Source organism: Pseudomonas hunanensis, assembly GCF_013393325.1.
GTDB lineage: Bacteria > Pseudomonadota > Gammaproteobacteria > Pseudomonadales > Pseudomonadaceae > Aquipseudomonas > Aquipseudomonas putida_P.
Window position 1 is genome coordinate 63,067 of sequence record NZ_QJRC01000095.1, and the last position, 24,828, is coordinate 87,894.

The following is a 24,828-nucleotide window of genomic DNA, read 5'->3' on the forward strand; positions in this document are numbered from 1 at the left end:
CTGTGTTATGTAATATGTAATTACGTACCAATTATGGCGACTTAAAAGCGCAGCTGCAATCAATTACTAAGGTTGAATAATCACGGCTTATCGCATGTCAGGCATAAAATTGGCAAAACGATCGCGAATAACCGTATGTTCAAAAGCAAAACGCCCCGCCAGGCACGGGGCCTGCGGGGCGTTGCATAGGGGCGTAGTGGCGTAGTGGCGTATCAGAACGAGCGGTCGACCCGCGCAGGCGTGCGGCGCATCAGCACCTTGCCATTGCGCACCGACACCAGTGCATGCCCTTGGCTGCGCACCATCTCGTAATCATCCGGCGCCGACAGCAGCAACAGGTTTGCGGGGCGCCCCACTTCGATGCCATAGCGTTCGCCCAGGTTCAGCGTGCGGGCGCTGTTGTCGGTGATCAGGTCCAGGCAGCGCTGCAGGTCTTCATAGCCGAGCATGTGGCAGATGTGCAGCCCTGCTTCGAGAATGCGCAGAATGTTGCCGTTGCCCAGCGGGTACCACGGGTCGACGATGGAGTCCTGGCCAAAACACACGTTCATCCCGGCGCGGTCGATCTCGGCCACGCGGGTGACGCCACGGCGTTTCGGGTAGTTGTCGAAGCGCCCCTGCAGGTGAATGCTCTCGGTCGGGCACGACACGAAGTTGATACCAGACAACTTGAGCAGGCGGAACAGCTTGTAGCAGTAGGCATTGTCATACGAGCCCATGGCCACGGTATGGCTGGCCGTAACCCGCGCCCCCATGTCGCGTACCCGGGCTTCTTCGGCCAACACTTCGAGGAAACGCGATTGCGGGTCGTCGGTTTCGTCGCAGTGCACGTCCACCAGGCAGCCGGTGCGCTCGGCCAGGTCCATCAGGAACTTCACCGACGATACACCCTGGTCGCGGGTGTTCTCGAAATGCGGAATACCGCCGACCACATCGGCACCGATGGCCACCGCTTCGGTCATCAGCGCCCGTCCGTTGGCGTACGACTCGATCCCTTCCTGGGGGAAGGCGACGATCTGCAGGTCGACCTGCTCGCGCACTTCGTCACGCACCTCGACCATTGCCTTGAGCGCAGTGAGTTTCGGGTCGGTGACATCGACATGGGTGCGCACATGCTGGATACCGTGGTCGACCAGCATGCCGATGGTCTTTTTCGCGCGCGTCTTGATGTCGTCATGGGTGGTGGTTTCCTTGCGTTCAGCCCAGCATTCGATGCCTTCGAACAAGGTGCCGCTCATGTTCCACCTGGGTTCACCCGCAGTCAGTGTGGCGTCCAGGTGGATGTGCGGCTCCACGAAGGGCGCCACGACCAGGTTTTGCCCGGCGTCCAGGTCATCGACACCCGCGAGCGCCACCACCTCGGCTTGGGGCACGATGGCGGCAATGCGCGCGCCGTTCAGTTCGATACGGAACAGGCCGGGTTTGCCGCGTAGGCGTGCGTTGATAATGTTCATGCTGTTACTCCTTGCCGTGGGCTTCGCTCATGCGCCATACCAGCATGGCGACCGAAGCATTCATGCGAAAAAGCGGGTCGTCGAGAGACTGCCCGCTCAGTTGTTCGATGCGCTGGATGCGCTGATTGATGGTGTTGCGGTGCAACCCCAAGCGCTGTGCGGCCTTCAGCCCATTGCCGTTTTCCATGAGCAAGGCGTCGAGGGTATGCACCAGGGCATTGGCCTGCTTGCGCCCAGGGGCGATCAGCGGCCCGAGGGTGCGGCTGACGAAGTCGTCGATCAGCGAGCGGTCGACAATACCTTGCAGCAGGCGCAGTACGCCCAGTTCGCTGAAGTTGCAAAAGCCGTTGGCTGGGCGCAGGTGCTGCGCCACATCCAGCGCCTGGCGCGCCTCGTTGAGGGCCTGGCGGTAGTGCGCACACTCTTCGGCGAGGCTCGACAAGCCCATGTACAGGCTCAGTTCACCCGTCGCGGCCTGCAGTTGCCGGTACAGCACCGCCAACGTCTCGGCCAGGTCGGGCGTGTCGGCCAGTAGCACCACGAACAGGTCGCCCGGTAACTGCGCCGTTACGCTGCCTGGCCGCTGACGGCACCAGGCTTCGAGTTGGTCCTCCAGGGCCTGACGGGTAGCCTGCCAGGTACGCTCACCGTGAGCCAGCCCGTGGCGCTCGAACAAGCTATCTACGCCCGCCAGGCGCAAAGCCAGCAGGCGCCGTGGGTGGTCCAGCGCCAGTTGCAGGTGCGCTGCTCGCTGCCTTGCAATCGCCAGGCTCGGGTAGTCGCCCGTGAGCAGTTGGCCAAGGATGTCGTTGCGCGAGCGACGCACCTGGCTCATCTGCACCAGTGCCGTGCCGATCAGGTGGGTGACCACCACCATCTTCAGCGCGTAGGGCTGCTCGATCAGCGGCAAGCCCAGTTGCTCTGCATATGCGATAACGGACGCCGGGATGCTCTGGATGAAGCTGCCGCCAGTGAGAATCACCATGCCGGCAATGCCCACGGCCTCGCCGTCCTCTACCAGGCTCAGCAGGTTGGCCTCGCCGCGCGGATGGTTGATGCCCGTGACGAACACCAGTTCACCGCCCATCACCCATTCGGCGATGCCCTCGTTTTCCGCCACGTAAGGCCAGCGCACTCGCCGTTGCAGGTTGCGCGCTCCGGCCCGCACGCTCATTTCGTGCAGGCCGGGTAAATGCAGGATCTCGTCCAGCGCCAGGCTCACGGCTCGACGCCCGCCTGGCCAGGCGCCCGGCGGCGTGCACCCAGCTCATGGATGACGATATAGCACAGCGCCGAGGCGCCGATACCCACCAGCGGAGCGACCCAAGGCGAGGCGTAGGCCAGTACCGCACCTACGGCATAGGCAAACAGGCCCGTCAGGTTGTAGCGTGGCAGGCTTACCGTGCTCAGTGCCGGGTACTTGCCACGGTGGCGATACCAGAAGTCGGCCATGATGACCCCGCCCACCGGCGGAATGATCGAGCCCAGCAGTACCAGGAACGGGATCAGCATTTCATACATGCCGCCAATCGCCAGCACGATGCCAACCCCGGCTGCCACCAGTGTTGCCGTGCGCCGACGCTCACTGCGTAGCAGGTGGCAGGCGGCGGCCGACACGTTATAGATAGTCGGCCCCTGGATGGTCCACAGGTTCAAGCACAGCATCACCACCGCCGCGAACGACAGGCCCTGCAGCATCATCACCTCGACGATATCGGCCTGCTGGTAAACCATCGCGCACCAGGCACCGGCCACCACCATCAGGCCGTTGCCAAGCAGGAATGCCACCACGCTGGCGATCACCGCTACCCGGCCGCTGCGTGACAGCCGCGTCCAGTTGGTGGCCTGGGTGGCACCACTGGCGAAGGTGCCGAAGACCATGGTCACCGCTGCTGAAAAGGTCATGGTTTCGTGTGGTATCACGGCGGCCAGGCCGGCAAAGCCACCGGCATCGCGGGTGGCGATGTACATGGACACCAACAGCAGCACGAACATCAATGGCACTGACACCCGCGACAGCACGTCCAGCCCCTTGAAGCCGATGATGGCAGTGATACTGAAGCCCAGCCCGAACAGCACCATCAGCGGTACGCTGAAGCCCTCTGCCAACCCCAGCAGCTTGACCAGCACGATGGCTACCGTGGCCGTGCCCCAGGCATACCAGCCCAGTTCAGCGAAACCCAACAGAAAATCCGAAAGCCGGCTGCCCGCCTCACCGAAACAGAAGCGCCCCATCAACACCGTGTTAAGCCCGCTGCGCGAGGCGATGAACGCCAGCGCTGCGGCATACAAGGCCAGCAGGCTGTTGCCGAGGGTTGCCACCCACAACATGTCGACAAAGCCGAAGGCCATGCCCAGCTTGCCGCCAGCGAACATCGTGCCGGTAAAAAAGGTGAAGCTGAACAGGACCATCGCGATCGGTAGCAGGCCCTTGCGGGCGGACTGCGGGGCTTCGCTTAGGGGGAATTCACTGGGTGAGCTCATTGCACGGGGCTCCGGATTGTAGTTGGGAGCAGAAAGAGCAATATGCGGGCCGCTTTTTCCAGGGCCGCAATCCAGGAAAAAGCGGGCGGGAAGCCTAGATATTCATGTGCAACATGAACATTAAAGCGCCTATATGAGGATATTAAAGTGTGCTTGACGACTTATTTTGAGGCATTCATGCACCAAAGCGGTTCTGGGCTGGGAACTAATCACCCAGCCAACCGGGCGTCGCGCAAGCATGAGCACGCAAGCGGTACAGTCAAAATGCACCAATCAAATATCAAGCATATTTTTATATTCTGAAAAATAATAATAAAAATAGATCAAAACAGTATTTCTGCCTTACTCACCCCCTTGTTACAGTCCTTCCAGACCCGACCCCTCGCACGGTGGAGGCCCCGATTCATCCACCTGCGAGCAGCCCGAAACGGGGCACCAGTGGCAGTGCGGATGACCGGATTGACGATCACTTCCTCCGTGAGTTAGCGCCATGTCCCAAGTAACCCCGCGCCACAGCATCACCAACCTGCCAAACCATAACCATCGCTTGCAGCTAAGTGCCCCGCCTACCTTCAGCGACCTGTCTGCCGAACGCCTGCACCGCAAGCAACGCCTGGCCGCCTCGTACAGGTTGTTTGCCGAGCTGGGCTTCGAAGTGGGCCTGGCGGGCCATTTCACCGCCCGCGACCCGATCGAGACTGACCACTACTGGATCAACCCGCTGGGCGTGCCATTTACGCAAATCCGTACCTCAGACTTGCTACGCGTGGATGGCCAAGGCCAGGTCGTCGAAGGCAACGGCCTGCTCAACACCAGCGCGCTCGAGCTGCATTACCAATTGCAGCAGGCACGCCCCGAAGTGATCGGTATCGCCCACCTGCACAGCTTTCATGGCCGGGTCTGGTCATCGCTGGGCCAGCTGTTCCAGCCGATCACGGCCGAAGCCTCGGCCTTCCGTGGCGAGCAGGTGTTGTTCGACCGCAACGCCCTGCGTGATGCCGGCGGTGGCCTGCTGCAAGACCGCGACCTGGTTGCCCGGGCCTTCGTCGAAGCCTTCGCCGGGCATAACCTGCTGGTCTGGCAGAACCATGGGCTGTGGGTCACCGGCCAGTCGGTCGAAAGCGCAGCCTGGCGTTTCATCCTCGCCGACGACACCGCTCGCGCGCACTTGCTCGCTTATGCTGCCGGGCAGCCGCGCGTACCGGAACAGCTCGAAGGGGCCAGCAACCCGGCCCAACGCGAACTGTTCGCCTGGTTGAACTTTGTGCCGCTGTGGGACCGTATCGTCCAGCAGCAGCCCGACCTCCTGGACTGAGGTGCAGTGCATGGCTTACTCCATCAGCCGCCGCACCTTGCTGCAACGCAGCGCCGCTGCAGCCCTGGCCGTGGGGCTCGGCCCACAGCTGGCCAACGCCAGCGAGGCCCTGCGGGTGTGGCGCTACAAAGGCCAGGCGGCGAGCTTCCTCGCCGATGCCGGGCAAGCCGCTACACCTTATCCACTGCAGTGGGTGGATGTGCCTGGTGGGGCCATGGTACTGGAGGCCTTCGCCGGCAACAGCCTGGACTACGCCTTCATGAGCCCGGTATTGCCACTGTTTGCAAGCGCTGCCGGTAACCCGCTGGTATTGATTGCCAGCTATCAAGGCGAGCAGAACCGTAGCAGCGTGATCGTCAAGCGTGGCAGGGGGATCGATACCCTGGCCGACCTCAAGGGCAAGCGGGTGAGTTTTGTACGTGCCACCGACACCCATTACCTGCTGCTGAACCTTTTGCGCGATCAGCAACTGACCCTCGCTGACATCCAGGCCCGGCCAATGCCAGCCCGCGATGCCCTGGTGGCATTCCAGAACGGCCATCTCGACGCCCTCGTCGCCGGCGGCATCGGCGCACTGCAGGCCCAGGTCAGCATGAACGGCGTGGTGCTGGCCGAGGCCAACCGCTACCCGTGCAGCAACTACCTGATCGCTACCAGCGCCCAGGTGCTGCAGCAGCCGGGCAAGCAAGCGGCCATTCGCGATTTTCTGCAACGCGAAAAAGCCACGTGGGCCTGGGTCGAGCAGCACCCTCAGGCCTGGGCGGAACGTAACGAGCGCCTGACCGGTATCCCCCGCGCACTCTACTTGCAGCAATACGAGCAACGCCGCTTGCCTAGCCGCCTGCTGCCGGTCAGCGAAGACGCTATCGCGGCCCAGCAGCGTATCGCCGACCTGTTCCATGACAGCGGCCTGCTGCGCCAGCCACTGCAGGTACGTCGCTTTTGGGACGATCGCTTCAACCTTCTGCTCAGCGGCTAGGCCCCGCTGCGGCAAACGCACCGGCGCGCGCCGGACGACTCCAAGGCACATCGACCCCGGGAGCAACGCACCTCCCGCGGACCGGGCTGCGCCTGCACTGCGTGCAACACCCATGAGAGCCCGTTCGATCGCACATCCAGGGCCTGATCTGCCAATCGAACCCAAGGAACAGTCATGAAGTCTGTGTTTACCCCTTTAACGCTGGCCCCCGCCTTGCTCGCCGGCTACCTGCTCACCCCGCTGGCCATGGCGGCCGAGGCTGACGCTGCACTCGACACGGTGATCGTCACCGGCTCGCGGGGCAGCGATGTGCGTACCGTCACCAGCAGCCCGGCACCGATCGACGTGATCGACAGCAAGCAGTTGGAACAGACTGGCGAATCCAGCCTGCGCGGTGCGCTGCAGAAAACCTTGCCATCGTTCTCCCAACGCCCTTCCGGTACGTCCAATGACAGCGTCGCCCGCCCCTACAGCCTGCGCGGTCTGAACGGTTCCAACGTACTGGTGCTGGTCAACGGCAAGCGCCGCCACAACAGTGCCGTGATCAACCTCGACTCCACCGCCGCCTACGGCACCAACCCCGTCGACCTCGACATGATCCCCATCAGCGCCATCGACCATGTCGAGATATTGCGTGATGGTGCCTCGGCGCAGTATGGCTCCGATGCCATCGCCGGGGTGATCAACATCATCCTCAAGCAGCGCGACAACGGTGGTTCGGTCAGCACCCAGTACGGCCAGTACTACAAGGGCGATGGCGATAACCTGCGGCAAACCCTCAACCAGGGCCTGGCCCTGGGCGACAACGGCGGCTTCTTCAACTACGCCCTGGACGCCAAGTCGGTACAGACTGCCACCCGCTCGCGCGAGGCCACCGGCAACCTGTACTTCGCCGGCGACCCACGCAACGACAGCGCCGACCGCCATGTGCAGAAGAATGGCCTGCCAAAGATCAAGGCCATCAACCTGTCCTACAACGCCGAGCTGCCCGTCAATGACGCCCTGACTCTTTACTCGTTCTCCACGTTCAGCAAACGCGATGCCCGTGGCGGGCAAAACTACCGCCGCCCGAACTCGACCAACATCATCCCCGAGATCTACCCGGACGGTACTGCGCCCTTCTATACCCTGGAAGAAACCGACTACCAGGCTGCCGCCGGCGGCCGTGGCGAGCTGGGCGAATGGCACTGGGACCTGAGCTCTACCTTTGGCCGTGACAAGGGCCAGGCCGGTGCCGACGAAACCCTTAACGCCTCGCTCGGCCCGACCAGCCCGACGCGCTTCGACACTTACACCAACTACTTCGACCAGTGGACCAACAACCTCGACCTGACTCGCGCCTTCGAGGTTGGCCTGGCCAAGCCGCTGCAGGTGTCGTGGGGCCTGGAGCATCGTCATGAGCGCTACAAGACCGAGTCCGATGACCCGCTTTCGTACATCAATGGCGGTTACATCTACCCCAGTGGCCCACTGGCTGGCCAGCCGGGTGCAGTCGGCGCCCAGGGCGCAATCACCCTGACCCCCGAAGACGAAGGCCAGCTCAGCCGCAACAGCTACGCCAGCTACCTCGACCTGGGCCTGAACCCCACCGACAAACTGTGGCTGGGGGTGGCCGCGCGTTTCGAGAAGTACGACGACAGCAGCGGCAACACACGCAGCGGCAAGCTTTCCGCACGCTACGACTTCACCTCCACCTTCGCCGTGCGCGGCACCCTCAGCAACGGCTTTCGCGCACCATCGCTGTCCCAGTCGGTCTACGCCCAGACGTCCAACCAGTACACCCTCGTCAATGGCGTGGCGCAGTTCGTCGAGGCCAAGACCGTGCGTGTCGACTCGCCACTGGCCCAGGCACTGGGGGCTGAAGACCTTAGCCCGGAGAAATCGCGCAACATCAGCATCGGCTTTACCTGGCAGCCTCTGCCCCAGGCCAGCCTGACCCTGGATGCCTACCAGATCGAAATCCGCGATCGCATTGCCCTCACCGGCTTCCTCTATGGCAACGGCGTCGACCAGGTACTGCTCGACAACGGCTACAGGCCCGGATACCGGGTCAAGTACTTCACCAACGCCGCCGACACCACCACCCGCGGGGTCGACCTGGTGGCCGACTACCGCGTCGACTACGGCCGCTATGGCCGGGCCAAGTACGGCGTGGGTTTCAACTACAACAAGACCGAGATCGACGACATCAAGGAGACGCCGGCATCGTTGCGGGCTGCGGGCAATAACCTGGAACTGTTCGACCGCGTGGCACAGGGCTACCTGACCGTTGCCAACCCCAAGACCAAATTGATCCTCAGCGCCAACTGGCAGATCGAACGTTTCACCATCAATGCTGCACTGACCCGCTACGACAAGGTCATCGCCCGTGACGCCAACCCTGACTATGACGTGACCTACGGCGCGAAATGGCTCACTGACCTGGAAGTGGCCTATGCCCTGACCGACAACTTCGACATCGCCGTAGGTGCCAACAACCTGTTCGATGTACGCGCCGACAACAACGGCTACCCCGCGGGCGACATCAACGGCTTCCCGAAATTTGGCTCGATCTCGCCGTTCGACCCTTACGGCGGCTTCTGGTACACGCGCATCGCCTACAACTTCTGACCCCACCGACCGTGCGCCCGCCGCGCTTGGCGGGCGCCAGGAGAACCTTTATGAGCCAAGGCCAGTTTGTTCTCGGCGCCTTTATCCCCGGTACCCTCAGCGGCAGCGCCTGGCGTCTGCCCGAAGCACCGCTGGACACGTTCAGGCAGCTCGAGCATTACCAGTACATCGCCCGCAAGCTGGAGGCCGGGCGCTTCCACTCGCTGTTCTTCAACGACACCCTCGATGTCAAACTCGACCTGGCCTTGCAGCGCGGCCCCAACAGCGTGCGCTGGGACCCGCTGATCCTTGCCCCGGCGCTGGCGGCCAGCACCCGGCATATCGGCCTGATCGCCACCGCCAGCAGCACCTACAACGAGCCCTACAACATCGCCCGCAAGTTTGCCGCGCTCGACCACCTCAGCGGTGGCCGCGCTGGCTGGAACCTGGTGACCTCGCTGGGTGGCGGCGAAAACTTCAACCGCCAGGAGCATGTCGAGCACGATGACCGCTACGCCCGCGCCGAAGAGTTCTACGATGTGGTCAGCGGCCTGTGGGACAGCTGGGCCGACGATGCCTTCGTTCAGGACAAGGCCAGCGGTACCTGGCTGGACATCGACAAGCTGCACGTGCTCAACCACCAGGGCGAGCACTTTCAGGTGCGTGGGCCCTTGAACGTCGCGCGCTCGCCGCAAGGCCATCCCGTGGTGGCCCAGGCGGGCGCCTCCGCAGCCGGCAAACGGCTGGCGGCGCGGGTGGGCGAACTGATCTTCACCGCCCAGCACACCCTGGAACAGGGCAAGGCGTTTTATCGCGAAACCAAGCAGGCCGCTGCCGGCTTCGGCCGTGGGGGCCACGAGCTCAAGGTACTCCCCGGCGTCGCGCCGGTGGTGGGCAAGACCCTCGCCCACGCCCAGGCCAAGTACGACCGCCAGCAGCAGTTGCTGGAGCCCAAGGCTTTTCTCAGCTCCATTTCGCGTTTCGCCAGCCTTGGCTACGACCTGTCGGAACTGCCATTCGATGAGGTGGTGCCCCTGCCGCCGGAGCACTTCACCACCAACACCCACCAAAGCCGGCAAAAGCTGGTGTACGACCTGATCCGCCGCGAGCGGCCGACGGTGCGGCAGCTGTTCAACCAACTCACCTCCGGTGGCCACCGCATCCTGATCGGCACCCCGCAGAGCATTGCCGACGATCTGCAGGCGTGGTTCGAGGCCGGCGCCGCCGACGGTTTCAACATCATGTTCAGCGGCCTGCACTCGGCCATCGACGACTTTGTCGACGGCGTGGTGCCTGAGCTGCAACGGCGCGGGCTGTTCCAGCGCGAATACGCCGGCAGCACGCTGCGGGAAAACCTCGGCCTGCCTTACCGCGCCAACCGCTTTTTCTAAGGAGTGTTCATGTTCCGACCTTTGGCTTCATTGAGCCTGGCCATTGCCCTGGCCCTGGCCGGTTGCGACGACAAACCGGCGCAACCGGCCAGCAGCGCTGAGGTAGCCACCCCGCAGCAAGGCGGCGTGCTACGGGTAGCCTTTGACGGCGACCCCAACTGCATCGACCCGCAGCAGGCGGGCAACAACACTGCCCTCAACGTCGGCCGGCAACTGGTCGACTCGCTTACCGATCAAGACCCGCAAAGTGCTGCAATCGTGCCGTGGCTGGCCGAGCGCTGGGAGGTCAGTGACGACTCGCGCCAGTTCACTTTCCACCTGCGCGAAGGCGCCACCTTCGCAGATGGCAGCCCGCTGGATGCGGCGGCGGTGAAGGCCAATTTCGAGGCTATCGTCGCCTTGGGTGCCCAGGCGCAGCTGGCCAGTACCTACCTGGCCGGCCTGGATACCATTGAAGTGCTCGGGCCGCTTAGCGTGCGCATTGGTTTCCACCAACCCAACGCACAATTCCTCCAGGCCAGCTCTACCATGAGCCTGGGGTTGCTAGCCCCGGCCACCCTCAAGCGCTCCGCCGAGGAACGCTGCCAGGGTGCGCTGGTAGGCAGCGGGCCGTTCAATGTCAAACGCTTCGAACATAACCGCCTGGTGCGTATCGAGGCCCGCCACGACTATGCCTGGCCATCGTCGTTGGCCGGGCACCAGGGCCGCGCCTGGCTCGACGCCATCGAGTTCCACATCCTGCCGGAATCCGGCGTGCGCCTGGGCAGCCTGTTGTCCGCGCAGATCGACGTCAACACAAGCGTGCCAGTGCAGGACGAGGCCGTGCTGCAAGCTCAGGGCGTGCCGTCGATCGCCCGTTCCAACCCTGGCATTGTCTTCAACCTGACACCCAACGAGTCGCACCCGCCGCTGGACGACGCCAATGTGCGCCGGGCACTGAACAAGGCCATCGACCGCAGCCAGTTGCAGGCGGTGATCTCGCGCTACCAGAAACCGGCCAGCTCGGTACTGGCCAGCAGCACGCCGTATTACCAGGACCTCAGTGCCAGCCTCGCCTTCGATCCCGAAGGTGCCGCCAAGCTGTTGGATGCTGCGGGCTGGGCCAAAGGTGCCGATGGCTGGCGCCAGCGCGATGGCCAGCGCCTGAGCTTCGCCCTCGACTACTGGCAGGCCACCACCCCGGTGCTGGAACTGGTGCAGCAGCAACTGCGCCAGGCTGGTGTGGAGCTGCGCCTGAACAAGTCCACCATTGGCCAGGTGAGCCTGCTGCAGACTTCGCAAAACTACCAGCTGTGGTTCTTCAACCTGACCCGCGCCGACCCGGACGTATTGCGCACCGTGTTCCTCGCCGCAGGTCGCAACGTCAACGCGCGTGGCGCGCTGCCACTGGACCAGGCCCTGCTCGATTCGGCAGCCAGCCTGGATGCGCACAAACGTGGCGAGCTGATCGCTCAAGCCAGCCAGGCGTTACTGGAGCAAGGCCATGTCATTCCGCTGGTGGAGGCTGCAACGGTCACAGCGTTTCGCCATGCCGTGCGCGGCCTGCACTACGAAGCCTCGACCCGCCTGCAGTTTTATGACACCTGGCTGGCACAACCAGAGGCCACCAAACCATGACCACGCTGACTTATCGCTACGCCGTACCGTGGCGGCTGGCCCAGGCACTGCTGGTGCTGTGGGCTGCATTTTCCCTGTCGTTCGTCATCCTCTACGCGTTGCCCGGTGACCCGGTGGCGATCTTGCTGGCACAGAGCGGCGAGCCAGGCGCGGTAGACCCGGCAAAGGTGGCCGAACTGCGCGCTCGCTATCACCTCGATGGCAGCTTGTGGCAACAGTACGGCGGTGCACTCTGGCGCCTGTTGCAGCTGGACTTGGGCCATTCGCTGCAAAGCGGCAAGCCAGTGGCTCAGGCCCTGGCAGACGCGTTGCCCGCCACCTTGTCCCTGGCGTTCGCCGCACTGGCCCTGGCCGTGCCACTGGGCATCGGCTTGGCCCTGGCGGCGCATCAGGTACGCCAGCGCACGTTGCAGAGCGCTTTGCATAACGCCCCGGCCGTGGTGGTGTCGTTGCCGACCTTCTGGGTTGGCCTGGTGCTGTTGCAGCTGTTTTCCTTCCAGCTGCACTGGCTGCCGGCCATGGGCAATCAAGGCCCGGCCAGCCTGGTGCTGCCGGCGCTAACCCTGGCCCTGCCTTGTGCGGCGATGATCGCTCAGGTACTGGGACGTTCACTGGCCAGTGTCAGCCGCCAGCCATTTGTCCAGGCATTGCGCAGCAAAGGGCTAGGGCCTTGGCGCTTGTTGTGCGGGCACGTGCTGCACAATGCAGCAATACCGCTGCTGAGCCTGGCCGGCACCTTGCTGGGCAACCTGCTGGCCGGGGCGGTGGTGACCGAAACCGTGTTCTCGCGTGAGGGTATCGGCCGCCTGGCCCAGGCCGCAGTGGCCAGCCAGGACATCGCCGTGGTTCAGGGTGTGGTGTTGCTGGCTGCGGCCTTGTACGTGCTGACCAACTTGCTGACCGACCTGTTCTACCCCCTGCTCGACCCACGTATTGGCCAAGGAGGCCGGGCATGAGCGTAAAAACCGCCTATGGCCTTGTACAAGCGAAACGCTGGCCTCGCCTGCCACTGGCATTGAGTGTCGTCCTGTTCCTGCTGGTACTGGGCTGGGCCTTTTGGCCAGAGCTGTTCAGCCGCGCCGACCCGTTGCTGGCCGATCCCAGTCAGGCCTTGCAAGCCCCTTCCGCCCGGCACTGGTTCGGCACCGACCACCTTGGCCGCGACCTGTACGCGCGCTGTGTCCATGGCGCGGCGCTGTCACTGCAGGCGACCAGCATCGCCGTGCTGATCGCTTTGCTGGTCGGCAGTCTGCTGGGTGGCATCGCCGGCTGGTTCGGTGGCCTGGCCGATCGTGCGCTGGCAGTGCTGGTGGAGGTGCTGATGGCCATTCCCGCATTGTTGCTGGCGATGGCGATTGTCACGGCGCTGGGCTTCGGCACGCTGGAAATCGCCGTAGCCGTAGGGCTGTCATCCGTGGCCATCTTCGCCCGGCTGGCCCGCGGCGAAGTGCTGCGCTGGCGCAGCCGCAGCTTTGTCGAGGCGGCGCAGGTGGCCGGTGTGGGCAGCTGGTGCAACCTCTGGCGGCATGTGTTGCCGCACGCCGCCGGGCCGCTACTGGCCTTGGCCGCACTGGAGTTCGCCAGTGCCGTGCTGGCTGTGTCGGCGTTGAGCTTTCTCGGCTTTGGCGCACCGCCACCGCAACCGGAGTGGGGCCTGCTGATCGCCGAAGGCCGCAACTACATGGTCGTGGCCTGGTGGTACACCACATTGCCGGGCTTGGTGGTGGCCGCCGTGGTGCTGGCCACTCATCAACTCGCCCATGGGCTGCAACAGTTACAGGGAGATGTGCGATGAACACCCCATTGGTGCGTATCCAGCAGTTAAGCGTCGATTATCCAGGCAACCCGCAAGCCGCCGTACAGGCGCTGGACCTGGAAATTGCCGCAGGTGAAATTGTCTGCCTGGTGGGCGAGTCCGGTTCGGGCAAATCCACTACCGCTGCGGCCCTCGCCGGGCTGCTGCCAGCCGCGGCGCGGCAGCGAGGCCAACTGTGGCTGCAAGGCCAGGCGCTGGAACAATTTGCTGAACGTGACTGGTGCCAACGCCGTGGCCGCCTGGTCGGCTTCGTGCCACAAGACCCCGGCACCTCGCTGGACCCGGTCAAGACCATCGGTGCACAGCTGGTCGAAGCCATGACCGTGCATGGCGTGCCGCGCCGTGAAGCCGGTGCGCGCGGGCTGGCACTGCTGCAGCAGGTGGGCCTCAGGGATGCCGAGCAACTGTCCCGCCGCTACCCCCATGAGCTGTCGGGTGGCATGTGCCAGCGGGTGTTGATCGCAATCGCCCTGGCCAACGACCCACCGCTGTTGATCGCCGACGAACCCACCAGCGCCCTGGATGTCAGCGTGCAGCGGCAGATTCTAGACCGCCTGCAGCAACTGGTGCGCGCACGCGGCAGCAGCTTGTTGCTCATCACCCATGACCTGGCGGTGGCGCTGGACCGTGCCGATCGCATTCTGGTGATGCGCAACGGCCAACTGCTGGAGAGCGGCACGCCCGCGCAGTTATGGCATGCACCCAAGCATCCCTACACGCGGCAGCTGCTGGCGGCCTCACCGTTGGCACGCCTGCAGCAACGGCGTACTGGCCCAGCCAGCGCAGTTGGCGAACCCCTGTTGCAGGTCAGTGGCCTGATGCGCCGTTTCAACCGGCATGCCGCGCCGGTGGTCGACGGTGTCAGCTTCACCCTGCCCCGTGGCAGTACCACCAGCCTGGTGGGCGAGTCAGGTTCGGGTAAGTCCACCACTGCCCGCATCATCCTGGCCTTGGAGCAAGCCAGTACAGGCAGCGTGTTGTTCGACGGCCAGCCAATACTGGGCGCCAGTCGGCGCCAATTGCATGCCTACCGGCGGCGAGTGCAACTGGTCTACCAGAACCCCTGGGCTGCGTTGGACCCTAGGCACAACCTGCTGCAGATCGTCAGTGAGCCGATGCGCGCCTTTGCCATTGGCGCGCGACGAGACGATCGGCAGCGGGTGCTGGGTTTGCTGGAGCGGGTCGGGTTACCCGCCGAGTTGCTGCTGCGTCGGCCTGGAGCGTTGTCTGGTGGGCAGCGCCAGCGTGTGGCTATCGCTCGTGCCTTGGCGGCTGAACCGGAGCTGCTGGTGCTCGATGAGCCGCTGTCGGCCCTGGATGCGCCCGTGCAGGCACAGGTGTTGGCGTTGTTGCAGCGTTTGCAGGCTGAGCTGGGGCTGACCTACCTGTTCATTTCTCACGACCTGGCGACGGTGCGCGGCATCAGCGATCAGGTGCTGGTGATGCGCCAGGGGCGGCTGGTGGACCAAGGGCCGACCGAGCAGGTGTTCGAGCGGCCCGCGAGTGACTACACGCGGAGCTTGCTGGAGGATATGCCAGGATTGGGCCGGGTATTGCAGGGGGAGCGGCCCTTGGTGCGTGAGGTGGGGTGAGCCTGCAGCGATTGGGTTGGATCACCGATGCTGGGGCTGCTTCGCAGCCCATCGCGATGCAAGGCCGCTCCTACAAGGGCCTTGTGCCGCGATGGGGGCGCAAAGCGGCCGTAACGGCCTACGCAGCCCCGTCCAACCCCATCTGCCAGAAATCCGCTTCCAGGCTGGACGCCTGGCCGAAAATCCCCACCAGCTCAGCAAACCGCTGCTCTGTCATGCTTCGCGCAGCCAGTTCATCCAGATGCTTGCGCGCGGCCGCCGCCACGCCTTGGTAGCCCTCCCCGGCATATTCGCCAATCCACTCGCGGTACGGGTGGTTGCTCAAATCGCCGATGCGTTCGGCCAAGGTTCGGCCGATCTCGGCATAGCCGATCACGCAAGGTGCCAGTGCCACATGCAGCTCCAGCAGGTCGCCGGCGGCGCCGCAGTCCAGCACGTAACGGGTATACGCCACCGTCGCCTGGTGCTCTGGTGCGGCCTCGATATCAGCCTGAGTCAACCCCCAGCGCGCGCACAGGCGCACATGCAACTCGGTTTCGTCCAGGATCGCCGCCAGCCCGGCCTGCGCGGCACGGATGTCGGCCGGGCGGCGGCTTTTGTAGGCGGCCAGCGCCCAGGCGCGGGCGAACTGGATCAGAAACAGGTAATCCTGCACCAGGTAGGTTCGGAACGCTTGCTCGCTCAGCGTGCCCTCGCCCATCTGCCGCACGAAGTCATGGTCCACGTAGCGGTTCCACTGCGGCGCGGCAGCGGTCTTGAGGCGCTCGAAGATATCCATGCTCACTGGCCCTCCGGGTAGACGGCATCGAAGAAGGCCAGCTCCAACGCTACCGTGCGCTGGTAGAAGTCACTTGCCAGCGCGGCCTGTTGCGGGCCGACGCGGTCCAGCTCGGCCTGCAGGAAGGCGACGAAGTCCTGGAATGCCGGGTTGTCGTGCAGGGTGATCCACTCGGCATGGACGAAGTTTTCCGGCATCGGTTTCGGTGCCTTCAGCGCCCAATCCAGGTACAGGCCTTCGGCAACGTTGAGCACCGCCAGGGCCGCTGCGTAGGACCGGGTGGCTGCCGCTTCGCGCATGATCGCCTTGAAACCTGCGGTAGGCGCGGTATCGGCTGGTTCATCGCGTTGCGCCGGGCTGACATCCAGGGCCTCGAAGGCGCGCAGGAAGTACGTGTTCTCGTCGCTTGAGATCATCCCGGCGAAGCGGCCGAAACGCAGGCGGGCCTCGAACGTGTCGGCGGTGGCGATGGCCGCGCCCAGCAGGGTCAGGAAGCTGTCAAGAAAGCGGTGGTCCTGTACCAGGTAGTTGACCATGATCGGGTCCGGCAGGCTGCCGTCGCACAATTGGGTCACGAAACGGTGGCCAACGGCTGCCGACCAGGTCGGCTCGTTCTGGCGGTGCAGGGACTGGCTGAAACGTTCGGTCATGTTGCTGTCCTTGATGAGGGTGACAGCGAGACCTTGGCAGTTGACATGGACTGGGCCTCGCAGTGAGGCCGGCAAAAAGGCAGGTTACAAGCCCCATCCCTTCGCCGGCATGATCCGGATCAGGTTCGAAGGGTCACCGCGCTGCAGTGTTCAGCGGTTTCTCAGCCCATTGCCGGGCTCCCCTTGGTGGCGAACAGGTATACCCCAGTGCGTCGGGGCTGTCACGCCCCGATCCACCCAGTGAGTGGGCATTGGGTCACCCGCTTTTGGGGACTTAGGCCCATTCTTGACGCGCCATTATTTAGCGCACCCTAGGCGCCGCAAGGTTTTGTATGACAAAGCATTACTGAAATACCTGTTGGCACAGCCGTTGCTCAGGCCCAAAGACCAGGCAAAACGCCATTGATGGCCCTCAGCCATACAGCCGTGAGCGAGGCATAAGGCAATGAAAACACCTGCCGTGATTCACCCGAACCGGTATGTATTCCAGCTCTCTTCCGTCACCGCGCTGATGCTCAGCCTTGGGCTGATCACGGCCATGGCGAGCCCGCTGGACGACAACAGCCCGCCACCGCCGACGGACCCCTCGGCCTACACCGACCAGCCGGACGACCCGACCCCGGCCTTGCTCAACCTGAGCACCTTGCCAGAAGCCAACGAAGGCTCGCTGGAGCTGACCGATGGCGTGTACGGCAACCGCGATACGGTGCGTACCGACAACGTGCTGCCACCCGCCTTGCAAACCTCGGACAGGTACCCCACCAACGGCAAGCCCAGCCCGTTGTTCGGTGCGCAACCCTTCACCCAGCAACTGCTGCTTTTCGAAGAGTTCGGCCCGGAAAAACTCGACCCGACACTGCCGCCGCCAGACCTGACCTTCCCGGTGCCCACCTTGGGCGCGGCCCCGGCTCAAGACCCCAACGTAGTGGCCCGCAGCGGCCCCAGTGGCACAGCACTGGAAGCTTTCCTCAAGCAACCGGGCCTGTACCCGTTCCCGACCCAGTTCTCCAACGTGCTTGATCGAAACCCGTGGAAAGCACAGATCGAGATGTTCCTCAACCGCCACCCGGTCGGTTCGCCCGCCGAAGGCCGTCCACCAGGAAAAGGCTGGTCGCACCAGCGCTGGAACGAGTTTTATCCGCAGGCGGCATTCAAGACCGCGCAGGCTGGCGCGCGCATCAACCTTGGCCTGCGCGATCGCAGGCAAATGCACAACTACACAGTCGGGGAATTCGCCCCAGGTGGCCTGTACTACCAGACCTCCGATATCCCGACCACGCTGGGCACCACCAAGGGCATCGATACCCGCTTCCACCCGAACTTCCCGCTGCAGAACCACAAGTCGCTGTGGACCTTCGACGGCACCTTCCCGCCCAAGCTGCTGATGGTGCGCTACGGCCAGCCGATCCTGATGCGCCACTACAATGCCCTGCCGATCGACCCGTCGGCCAACGGCGGTTTTGGCCTGCACACCATCTCGACCCACGAGCACAACGGCCATTCCCCGGCCGAAAGCGATGGTTTCGCCAACGCCTACTTCTTCCCCGGCCAGTACTACGACTACCGTTGGCCGGTGCAACTGGCCGGCTACGACACCATCAACACCCGTGCCCAGGACCCGCGTGCGGCCTTCCCCTGCTCGCCGGGCGAAACCCTGTTCGTCAACGACGGCACACCGGGCCTGAAAACCTGCCAGAACGGCAGCATCAAGATTCGCGGCGACTGGCGTGAAACCATGAGCACCCACTGGTTCCACGACCACATGATGGATTTCACGGCGCAGAACGTCTACAAAGGCAACGCCGTGATGATGAACTACTACAGCGCCCTGGACCGTGGCAACGAAGCCCTGCAGGACGGCGTCAACCTGCGCTTCCCCAGCGGTTCGGGCATGCCGTGGGGTAACCGTGACTACGACGTCAACCTGGTGATAGCCGACAAGGCCTGGGATGCCAACGGCCAACTGTGGTTCAACCCGTTCAACACCGATGGCTTCCTGGGTGATCAGATCCTGGTCAACTGGCAGTACCAGCCCAAACTCAAGGTGCGTGCACGCAGCTACCGCTTCCGTATCCTCAACGGCTCGGTGTCGCGCTACTTCAAGTTTGCCGTGGTGCGGGAAATTGCCGGCACCAGTGGCGAGTTCAAAGGCCCTTCCGGCTCCAACGTATCGTATGCCCGAGTGCCGTTCCACATGATCGCCAACGACGGCAACATCATGGAGCACGCCGTGCCGTTCGACGGCACCCTGGACCTCAACGGTGACGGCAACCTGCAGGACAACAACGGCATTCTGCCGCTGCAAGGCATCGCCGAGCGCTACGACATCATCATCAACTTCGCCAAGAACGGCATCAAGGCGGGCGACAAGCTGTACTTCGTCAACCTGGAAGAGCACCGCACGGGCAAGGGCCCGGAAGGCACCATTTCGCTGGCCGACGTACTGTCGGAAAAATACAAGGCGGTGATCAAGCAGACCAGCAAAGGCCCACAGTGGGATAAAGGCGACCCAGCGGTCGGCAAGTTCCTGCAACTGTTGGTGCAGCCATACACCGGCCAGGACCTGAGCATGGACCCGGTGGCCTACGAGCCAGCCAAGCCAGGCAAAGCTGCAGGCCTGAAAATGCTGCCGCTGCCCATTGATCGCAACTCGGCTACCGACCTGGCCAAGATCAAGGATGCCCGCCACCGTGAGTTCATCTTTGGCCGCTCCGATGGCACCGACACCACCCCCTGGACCATCAAGACCGACGGTGGCTTTGGCTACAGCATGGACCCACGGCGTATCAGTGCGGCACCGCAACTGGCCAACCAGTCCACCGACGGCGGCTTCAGTGGCGACGGCACCCTGGAAGTGTGGAAGATCAAGAACGGCGGTAATGGCTGGAGCCACCCGGTACACGTGCACTTCGAGGAAGGCGTGATTCTTAGCCGTGACGGCAAGGCCCCGCCAGAATGGGAAAAATGGGCACGCAAGGACGTATACCGTATCGGGCCGGATGCCGATTCTTCGGAAGAGGTGGAAATGGCCATCCGCTTCCGCGAATTCGCCGGTACCTACATGGAGCACTGCCACAACACCCAGCATGAAGACTCGTCGATGCTATTGCGCTGGGACATTGAACACCCAGGGCAGTTCCAGGTGATGCCGACACCGCTGCCAGGGTGGGATGGCGTGCAATACATGGCGTCGGTTGGCCTGCCGACCTTCCGCACCAAAGGCCATGACGACAACGACGACCCGGCCAACAAACCACCTGTGGCGGCTAACGACAGTGCTGCAACGACCGCTGGCAAACCGATCACCCTGAACGTGCTGGCCAATGACACCGACCCGGACGGCAACGTACCGCTGACCGTGACCGGCCTCAGCCAACCGGACTCTGGCCAGGGCACCGTCAGCACGGATGGCACCACGGTGACCTATACCCCACCGGCCACTGTCGAGACGCCGTTCACTGCCAGCTTCAATTACACCGCGCGTGATGCCAAGGGTGCCGAGTCGGTAACCCCGGCCACCGTCAGCATTGCCGTGAGCCCGGCAGCCGCGGTCGACCAGGTCCAGGTCACCAGTGCCACGGTGCAGGTGCGCAGTGGCAACCGCTACACCTGGGACGTGGCGGGCACGACTTCGGTGGCGACCGGCAACAGCATCAGTGTGACTGCAGCGTCTACCAGCGGCCCGCTGAATCTGGGCAATGCCACGCTGACGGTCGCCACCTCCGGTGCTCGCTGGAAACTGTCGGTGACCACCACCGGCACGGGCCCGGCAACGCCGGCAACGGTGACCGTGAAATCGGCCCTGGGGCAAAGTGTGACGGTGCCGATCAGCATCAAGTAACCGACGCGTGAAACGGGGCCGCTGTGCGGCCCCACTTCAACCAAGCAACGAGGATCGCATCATGCACGGCTCATGGCGTTTCCTGCTGGTACTCGCGCTGTTCGCCGCCAGCATTCCATTTTGGCCACTGCAGCCGCCACAACCGGTAGCTGAAGAAGCCGCCACGCCCTGGGGTGCCAGCTATTTCCCCAACATACCCCTGCTGACCCAGGACGGCGAAAAAGTGCATTTCTTCGACGACCTGATCAAGGACAAGGTGGTCGCCATCAACTTCATCTTCACCGGCTGTTCCGATTCCTGCCCGGTGGAAACCGCCCGCCTGCGGCAGGTACAGAAAATCCTCGGTGACCGTGTCGGCAAGGATATCTTCCTCTATTCCATCAGCATCGACCCCTACAACGACACCCCCGCCACCCTCAAACGCTATGCCGAAAAGTTCGGCATAGGCCCTGGCTGGACGCTGCTGACCGGCGAACCCGACGATATCGAGCAACTGCGCCGCAGCCTGGGGCTGTGGATCGATGGCCTGGAAAACGGCCGCTCCAAAGACCACAACCTGAGCTTGATCATCGGTAACCAGGCCACTGGCCGCTGGATGAAGGCTTCGCCCTTCGAAAGCCCGTATATCCTCGCCGACCGTCTGGGCAACAGCCTGCACAACTGGAAGCAGGCCAGCGCCCTGGCCAATGACTATGCCCAGGCCCCGCAGGTGCGTCCGCCCAGCAGTGGCGAGCAGATCTTCCGCACCCGCTGCTCGTCCTGCCACACCTTGGGCAACATCGAGCCAGGCCAGCCAGGCATCGGCCCCGACCTGCTGGGCGTGACGCGTCAGCGTGACGCCAACTGGCTGACCCGCTGGCTGAAGGAGCCCGACCAGATGCTGGCCGAGAAAGACCCGCTGGCCATGCTGCTGTATGAGCAATACAACCGCTTGGCCATGCCCAACATGCGCCTCGGCGATGCCGAAGTCAGCGCATTGATGAGCTACATCGAAGAAGAAACCGCACGTCTGCAGACACCCGTGGCGAATAGGGAAAACCCCTAAAGGCGATTGGCCATCAGTCATTAGGTTGTCATCTTACTGTCGTATTTTCCGAACATCACCCAGGGTCGGGAACTATCAGCAGTGATACGCCGTTCGCTTTCCTCTTCCAGCCTTTTGCGGCTGCTGATCCTGATGCTCTGTGCAGCGACCCTGGCCTTTCTCTGGGGGTTGCACGTTACGCAGAAAGCCGCCGCCCGCCAGGATGCGTTGTCGGCCAAGGCCGCCGAACACCTGAACCTGGCCAGTATTGTCGGCGAAAGCCTGCGCCAGCTGGTTGACCGTGCCCAAGCGGTGGGCCGGGTTACCCAGGACGACATGAAAGTGCTGCGTCAAGGTAACTTCAGCCTGGCGCGTATCCTGGCTGAAGACCCGGTGTTCAAGCGCATGAGCCTGTACGATCGGCAAGGCCGGCTGCTGTCGGCCAGCCATGCCGACGAGGTCGCCGAGTTACCTGCCGATTGGTTGCGCCAGTTGCGGCGCCATGCAGGTCGCTACGGTTTCAAACCCTTCCTGCCAAGCATTCAGCCCCCCGGCCAACCCACCGCCCTGCCCACTTGGCGCTTGCCCTTTCTGCTGCCGCTGACCGACCCGGCCGGCCGAGAAATCGACAACATCCTGGTCGTGCAACTGGATATTGGCTACCTGGCAGTGCTGTTCCAGCATATCGACCTGGGCAGCAGCGGCCTGGTGCGCCTGCTGCAGGAAGACGGCCTGGAGCGGCTGCGCATCGATACCAGCGGCGTGGTGGTGGCTGGCGATTCATTGCAGCCCGAGCTGCCTGGCACTGACACTGAAGCGGGCATGATGACCCAGTACGTGGCGGGCGACGCTTACCAAAGCCTGTACCGCCATGTACCTGAGCGCGGCTTCAGTGTGGTGGTCAGCCAGCGCCAGGATGAAATCCTCGCCCCCTCGGCGCTGGCCTATTCCCGGCAGTTCTGGTTGAACCTGAGCATGACACTGATGATTCTTGCCAGCCTGCTATGGACCTTGCGCCTGCTGCGTAAACGCCAGGAGGCATTCGATGCGCTGGAACATGCCCAGCAGGTCAACCAGCAACTGATCGGGCGCCTCGAGGACGAACACCGGCGCAGCAGCCATGCCGCCGCCACCGACCACCTGAGTGGCCTGCACAACCGCCGCCAGTTCGTCGAGGTGGCCGGCCAGGCGCTGACGCGACAGCGTGGCAAGCGCCGGCTGATGGCGATCCTGTTCATCGACATGGACCGCTTCAAGTCGATCAACGATTCGCTGGGGCACAAGATTGGCGACCTGCTGCTACAAGCTGTGGCCGGGCGCATTCAGCGGCTGCTGGAACCCGGTGACGAGGCTTCGCGCTTTGGCGGCGACGAATTCGTAGTGCTGTTGGCCGGCGAGCGCAGCGAAGAGCAGATCAACGCCTGGGTTCGCGAACTGGTACAAAAACTGTCAGCCACTTACGCCCTGGATGGTCAGGAGGTCAACACCAGCCCAAGCGTTGGGGTGAGCATTTGCCCACGCGATGGCCAGGATATCGACAGCCTTATCCGCAGCGCCGACGCCGCGATGTATTCGGCCAAGCAGGCCGGGCGTGCGCAATACCGCTTCTTCGACCCTTCGCTGAACCTGGCCGACATCCAGGCCTTCACCCTCGAGCAGGCATTCGGCAGTGCCCTGGCCGAACGTCAGTTCGTGCTGCACTACCAGCCACAGATTCGCCTCGACACCCAGCAGGTATTGGGCTACGAAGCCCTTGTGCGCTGGGACCACCCAGAGTTCGGCTTGCTGTACCCGGACCGCTTCATCGACCTGGCCGAGCGCAGTGGTTTCATCGTCGAACTGGGCTGGGAGGTGCTGCGCCTGGCCTGTGAAGCGTTGTCGAGCTGGGATGCCCAGGGCCGGGAAACTCGGCTGGCAGTCAATGTATCCGCGCTGCAGTTGCGCCAAGGCGACTTCGCTGCCCGCCTGCTGAGCCAATTGCAGCATCACGGCATCGCGCCACAGCAGTTGGAGCTGGAAATTACCGAAACCACCATCCTCGACCCCGAAGGCACGGCGGTGACCCATCTGCACACCCTGCGCGGTGCGGGCCTGGGCATCAGCCTGGACGATTTCGGCCGCGGTTACGCTGGTTTTGCCCACCTGCACTCGCTGCCGCTAAGCAAGCTGAAGATCGACCGGTCGCTGATTGCGGCACTGTCCAACAGCCATGACGACAGCCCTATCGTGTCCTCCACCATCATCCTGGCCAAACGCCTGGGCCTGGAAGTGGTGGCCGAGGGTGTCGAAACCCGTGAGCAGGTGGTGTACCTGAAGCTTGCCGGCTGCGATATCGCCCAGGGCTATCACTTCAGCCGACCGCTGTCGCCGGCACAGTTATGCGATTACCCGCCCTTCAACGGCGTCGAGGACAAGGCATGCGTGTACTGAAAACACTGGTATGCCTGATGGCGCTCAACCTGTCAGCCAATGTCGCGTTGGCCGATTGCACCCCGCACAGCCTGCGCCTGGCCGTTATCCCGATCAAAAGCGCCGAAGACATGACTCGTGAGCACCAGCCACTGTTGCAGCGCCTGAGTCAGGCTGCTGGGGTGCCGGTGGAACTGGTGATCGCGGCCTCCTACGAAAGCGTGGTGGATGCCATTGTGTCGGGGGGCGCGGACATCGCCCGGCTCGGCCCGGCTTCGTATGTGCTGGCACACCGTCGCGACCCGCGTATCGAGCCGTTTGCCACCTTTACCTTGAGTGCCGGCCCGTACACTCCGGCGGGCAACCATTATCAGGCACTGCTGTTGACCCGTGACGACACGCCAGAAGACATCGAGGCCCTACGGGGCAAGCGTGTGGCCCTGACCGACCCGGCTAGCACTTCGGGCAGCCTGGTGCCCAGCGTCGAATTCGCCGCCCGGGTAGGCATGCCCTTGTCGCGGTTCTTTGGCGCATTGGTGTATGCCGGTAATCACGACAAGGCATTGGAAGCCCTGCTGGAGGGCCGAGTGGATGCGGCGTTCGTTGCCAGCGAGCGCACCGATGCCTATCTGGCCCGGCACGCCATGGCGCCGACACGGCTCAAGGCACTGTGGCGCTCGCGGCCGATCTACTACGACCCATACGTGTTCAGTGCCAGCCTGTGCCCGGCGCTGAGGGCGCGTATTCGCCACGCCATGCTCGAAGACCCGCAGGCCCTGGCGGCGTTCGTGCAATCGCAGGATGCCAGTGGGCTGGTGCCAGTCAGCCAAGCCGAATATGCGCCGCTGCAGCGGATGATGGATGCCGCGCTGCCGCGCTGACCCTGGCA

Annotated in this window: 17 protein-coding genes and 1 riboswitch; of the genes, 12 read left to right on the forward strand and 5 right to left on the reverse strand. The window is 63.6% G+C overall.

Annotated elements, in window-relative coordinates; genetic code table 11:
- Window positions 1–212: 212 nt before the first annotated feature.
- The 3 genes from codA to codB are packed head-to-tail and all read right to left on the reverse strand — an operon-like array spanning window position 213 to window position 3,938.
- Window positions 213–1,454: a cytosine deaminase gene (codA, locus tag DM807_RS17010; RefSeq protein WP_012272290.1), complete on the reverse strand. Its 1,242-nt coding sequence runs from the start codon at window positions 1,452–1,454 to the stop codon at window positions 213–215.
- A gap of 4 nt (window positions 1,455–1,458) precedes the next feature.
- Window positions 1,459–2,676: a PucR family transcriptional regulator gene (locus tag DM807_RS17015; protein ID WP_060515526.1), complete on the reverse strand. Its 1,218-nt coding sequence runs from the start codon at window positions 2,674–2,676 to the stop codon at window positions 1,459–1,461.
- Window positions 2,673–3,938 carry a cytosine permease gene (gene codB, locus DM807_RS17020; RefSeq protein WP_179027587.1) on the reverse strand — a complete coding sequence of 422 codons (1,266 nt, stop codon included), beginning with the start codon at window positions 3,936–3,938 and terminating at the stop codon, window positions 2,673–2,675. The genes DM807_RS17015 and codB overlap by 4 nt, the downstream gene beginning before the upstream one ends.
- 490 nt (window positions 3,939–4,428) lie before the next feature.
- Here codB and DM807_RS17025 point away from each other — a divergent pair, with 490 nt between their 5' ends.
- The 8 genes from DM807_RS17025 to DM807_RS17060 all read left to right on the forward strand — a co-directional run bounded on the left by DM807_RS17025 (window position 4,429) and on the right by DM807_RS17060 (window position 15,237).
- A complete protein-coding gene (locus tag DM807_RS17025; RefSeq protein ID WP_012272292.1) occupies window positions 4,429–5,253 on the forward strand; it encodes a class II aldolase/adducin family protein in 825 nt (274 codons plus the stop codon).
- A 10-nt stretch (window positions 5,254–5,263) separates the two neighbouring features.
- Window positions 5,264–6,232, forward strand: a complete 969-nt coding sequence (locus DM807_RS17030) for an ABC transporter substrate-binding protein (RefSeq protein WP_012272293.1) — start codon at window positions 5,264–5,266, stop codon at window positions 6,230–6,232.
- A gap of 174 nt (window positions 6,233–6,406) precedes the next feature.
- Entirely contained in the window at window positions 6,407–8,842 is a 2,436-nt protein-coding gene (locus DM807_RS17035) for a TonB-dependent receptor plug domain-containing protein (protein ID WP_060492358.1), read from the forward strand.
- A 50-nt stretch (window positions 8,843–8,892) separates the two neighbouring features.
- A complete protein-coding gene (locus DM807_RS17040) occupies window positions 8,893–10,212 on the forward strand; it encodes an LLM class flavin-dependent oxidoreductase (protein WP_069942625.1) in 1,320 nt (439 codons plus the stop codon).
- A 9-nt stretch (window positions 10,213–10,221) separates the two neighbouring features.
- Window positions 10,222–11,829, forward strand: a complete 1,608-nt coding sequence (locus DM807_RS17045) for an ABC transporter substrate-binding protein (protein ID WP_179027588.1) — start codon at window positions 10,222–10,224, stop codon at window positions 11,827–11,829.
- Window positions 11,826–12,785: an ABC transporter permease gene (locus DM807_RS17050; protein ID WP_179027589.1), complete on the forward strand. Its 960-nt coding sequence runs from the start codon at window positions 11,826–11,828 to the stop codon at window positions 12,783–12,785. Before DM807_RS17045 ends, DM807_RS17050 begins: the two co-directional genes overlap by 4 nt.
- Window positions 12,782–13,624 (forward strand): ABC transporter permease, encoded by an 843-nt coding sequence (locus DM807_RS17055; protein WP_012272298.1) that lies wholly within the window; start codon window positions 12,782–12,784, stop codon window positions 13,622–13,624. Before DM807_RS17050 ends, DM807_RS17055 begins: the two co-directional genes overlap by 4 nt.
- Window positions 13,621–15,237, forward strand: coding sequence for a dipeptide ABC transporter ATP-binding protein (locus DM807_RS17060; RefSeq protein WP_179027590.1), 1,617 nt, complete (start codon window positions 13,621–13,623; stop codon window positions 15,235–15,237). Before DM807_RS17055 ends, DM807_RS17060 begins: the two co-directional genes overlap by 4 nt.
- 118 nt (window positions 15,238–15,355) lie before the next feature.
- Here the strand turns inward: DM807_RS17060 and tenA are convergent, their stop codons facing one another.
- Window positions 15,356–16,015 (reverse strand): thiaminase II, encoded by a 660-nt coding sequence (gene tenA / locus DM807_RS17065; RefSeq protein ID WP_060493670.1) that lies wholly within the window; start codon window positions 16,013–16,015, stop codon window positions 15,356–15,358.
- A 2-nt stretch (window positions 16,016–16,017) separates the two neighbouring features.
- Window positions 16,018–16,665 carry a TenA family protein gene (locus DM807_RS17070; protein WP_060493669.1) on the reverse strand — a complete coding sequence of 216 codons (648 nt, stop codon included), beginning with the start codon at window positions 16,663–16,665 and terminating at the stop codon, window positions 16,018–16,020.
- Window positions 16,666–16,744: 79 nt separating this feature from the next.
- Window positions 16,745–16,859: riboswitch (TPP riboswitch) on the reverse strand.
- A gap of 251 nt (window positions 16,860–17,110) precedes the next feature.
- Between DM807_RS17070 and DM807_RS17075 the strand changes: the two genes are divergently transcribed.
- From DM807_RS17075 to DM807_RS17090, 4 genes are all read left to right on the forward strand, one after another.
- Window positions 17,111–20,506 carry an Ig-like domain-containing protein gene (locus DM807_RS17075; RefSeq protein ID WP_012272302.1) on the forward strand — a complete coding sequence of 1,132 codons (3,396 nt, stop codon included), beginning with the start codon at window positions 17,111–17,113 and terminating at the stop codon, window positions 20,504–20,506.
- A 61-nt stretch (window positions 20,507–20,567) separates the two neighbouring features.
- On the forward strand, window positions 20,568–21,551 hold the full coding sequence (locus DM807_RS17080) for an SCO family protein (protein ID WP_060493668.1): 984 nt from the start codon (window positions 20,568–20,570) through the stop codon (window positions 21,549–21,551).
- 81 nt (window positions 21,552–21,632) lie between these two features.
- Window positions 21,633–23,960: a putative bifunctional diguanylate cyclase/phosphodiesterase gene (locus tag DM807_RS17085; protein ID WP_060493667.1), complete on the forward strand. Its 2,328-nt coding sequence runs from the start codon at window positions 21,633–21,635 to the stop codon at window positions 23,958–23,960.
- Entirely contained in the window at window positions 23,948–24,820 is an 873-nt protein-coding gene (locus DM807_RS17090) for a phosphate/phosphite/phosphonate ABC transporter substrate-binding protein (RefSeq protein WP_069942620.1), read from the forward strand. The genes DM807_RS17085 and DM807_RS17090 overlap by 13 nt, the downstream gene beginning before the upstream one ends.
- The last annotated feature ends 8 nt before the right edge of the window (window positions 24,821–24,828 follow it).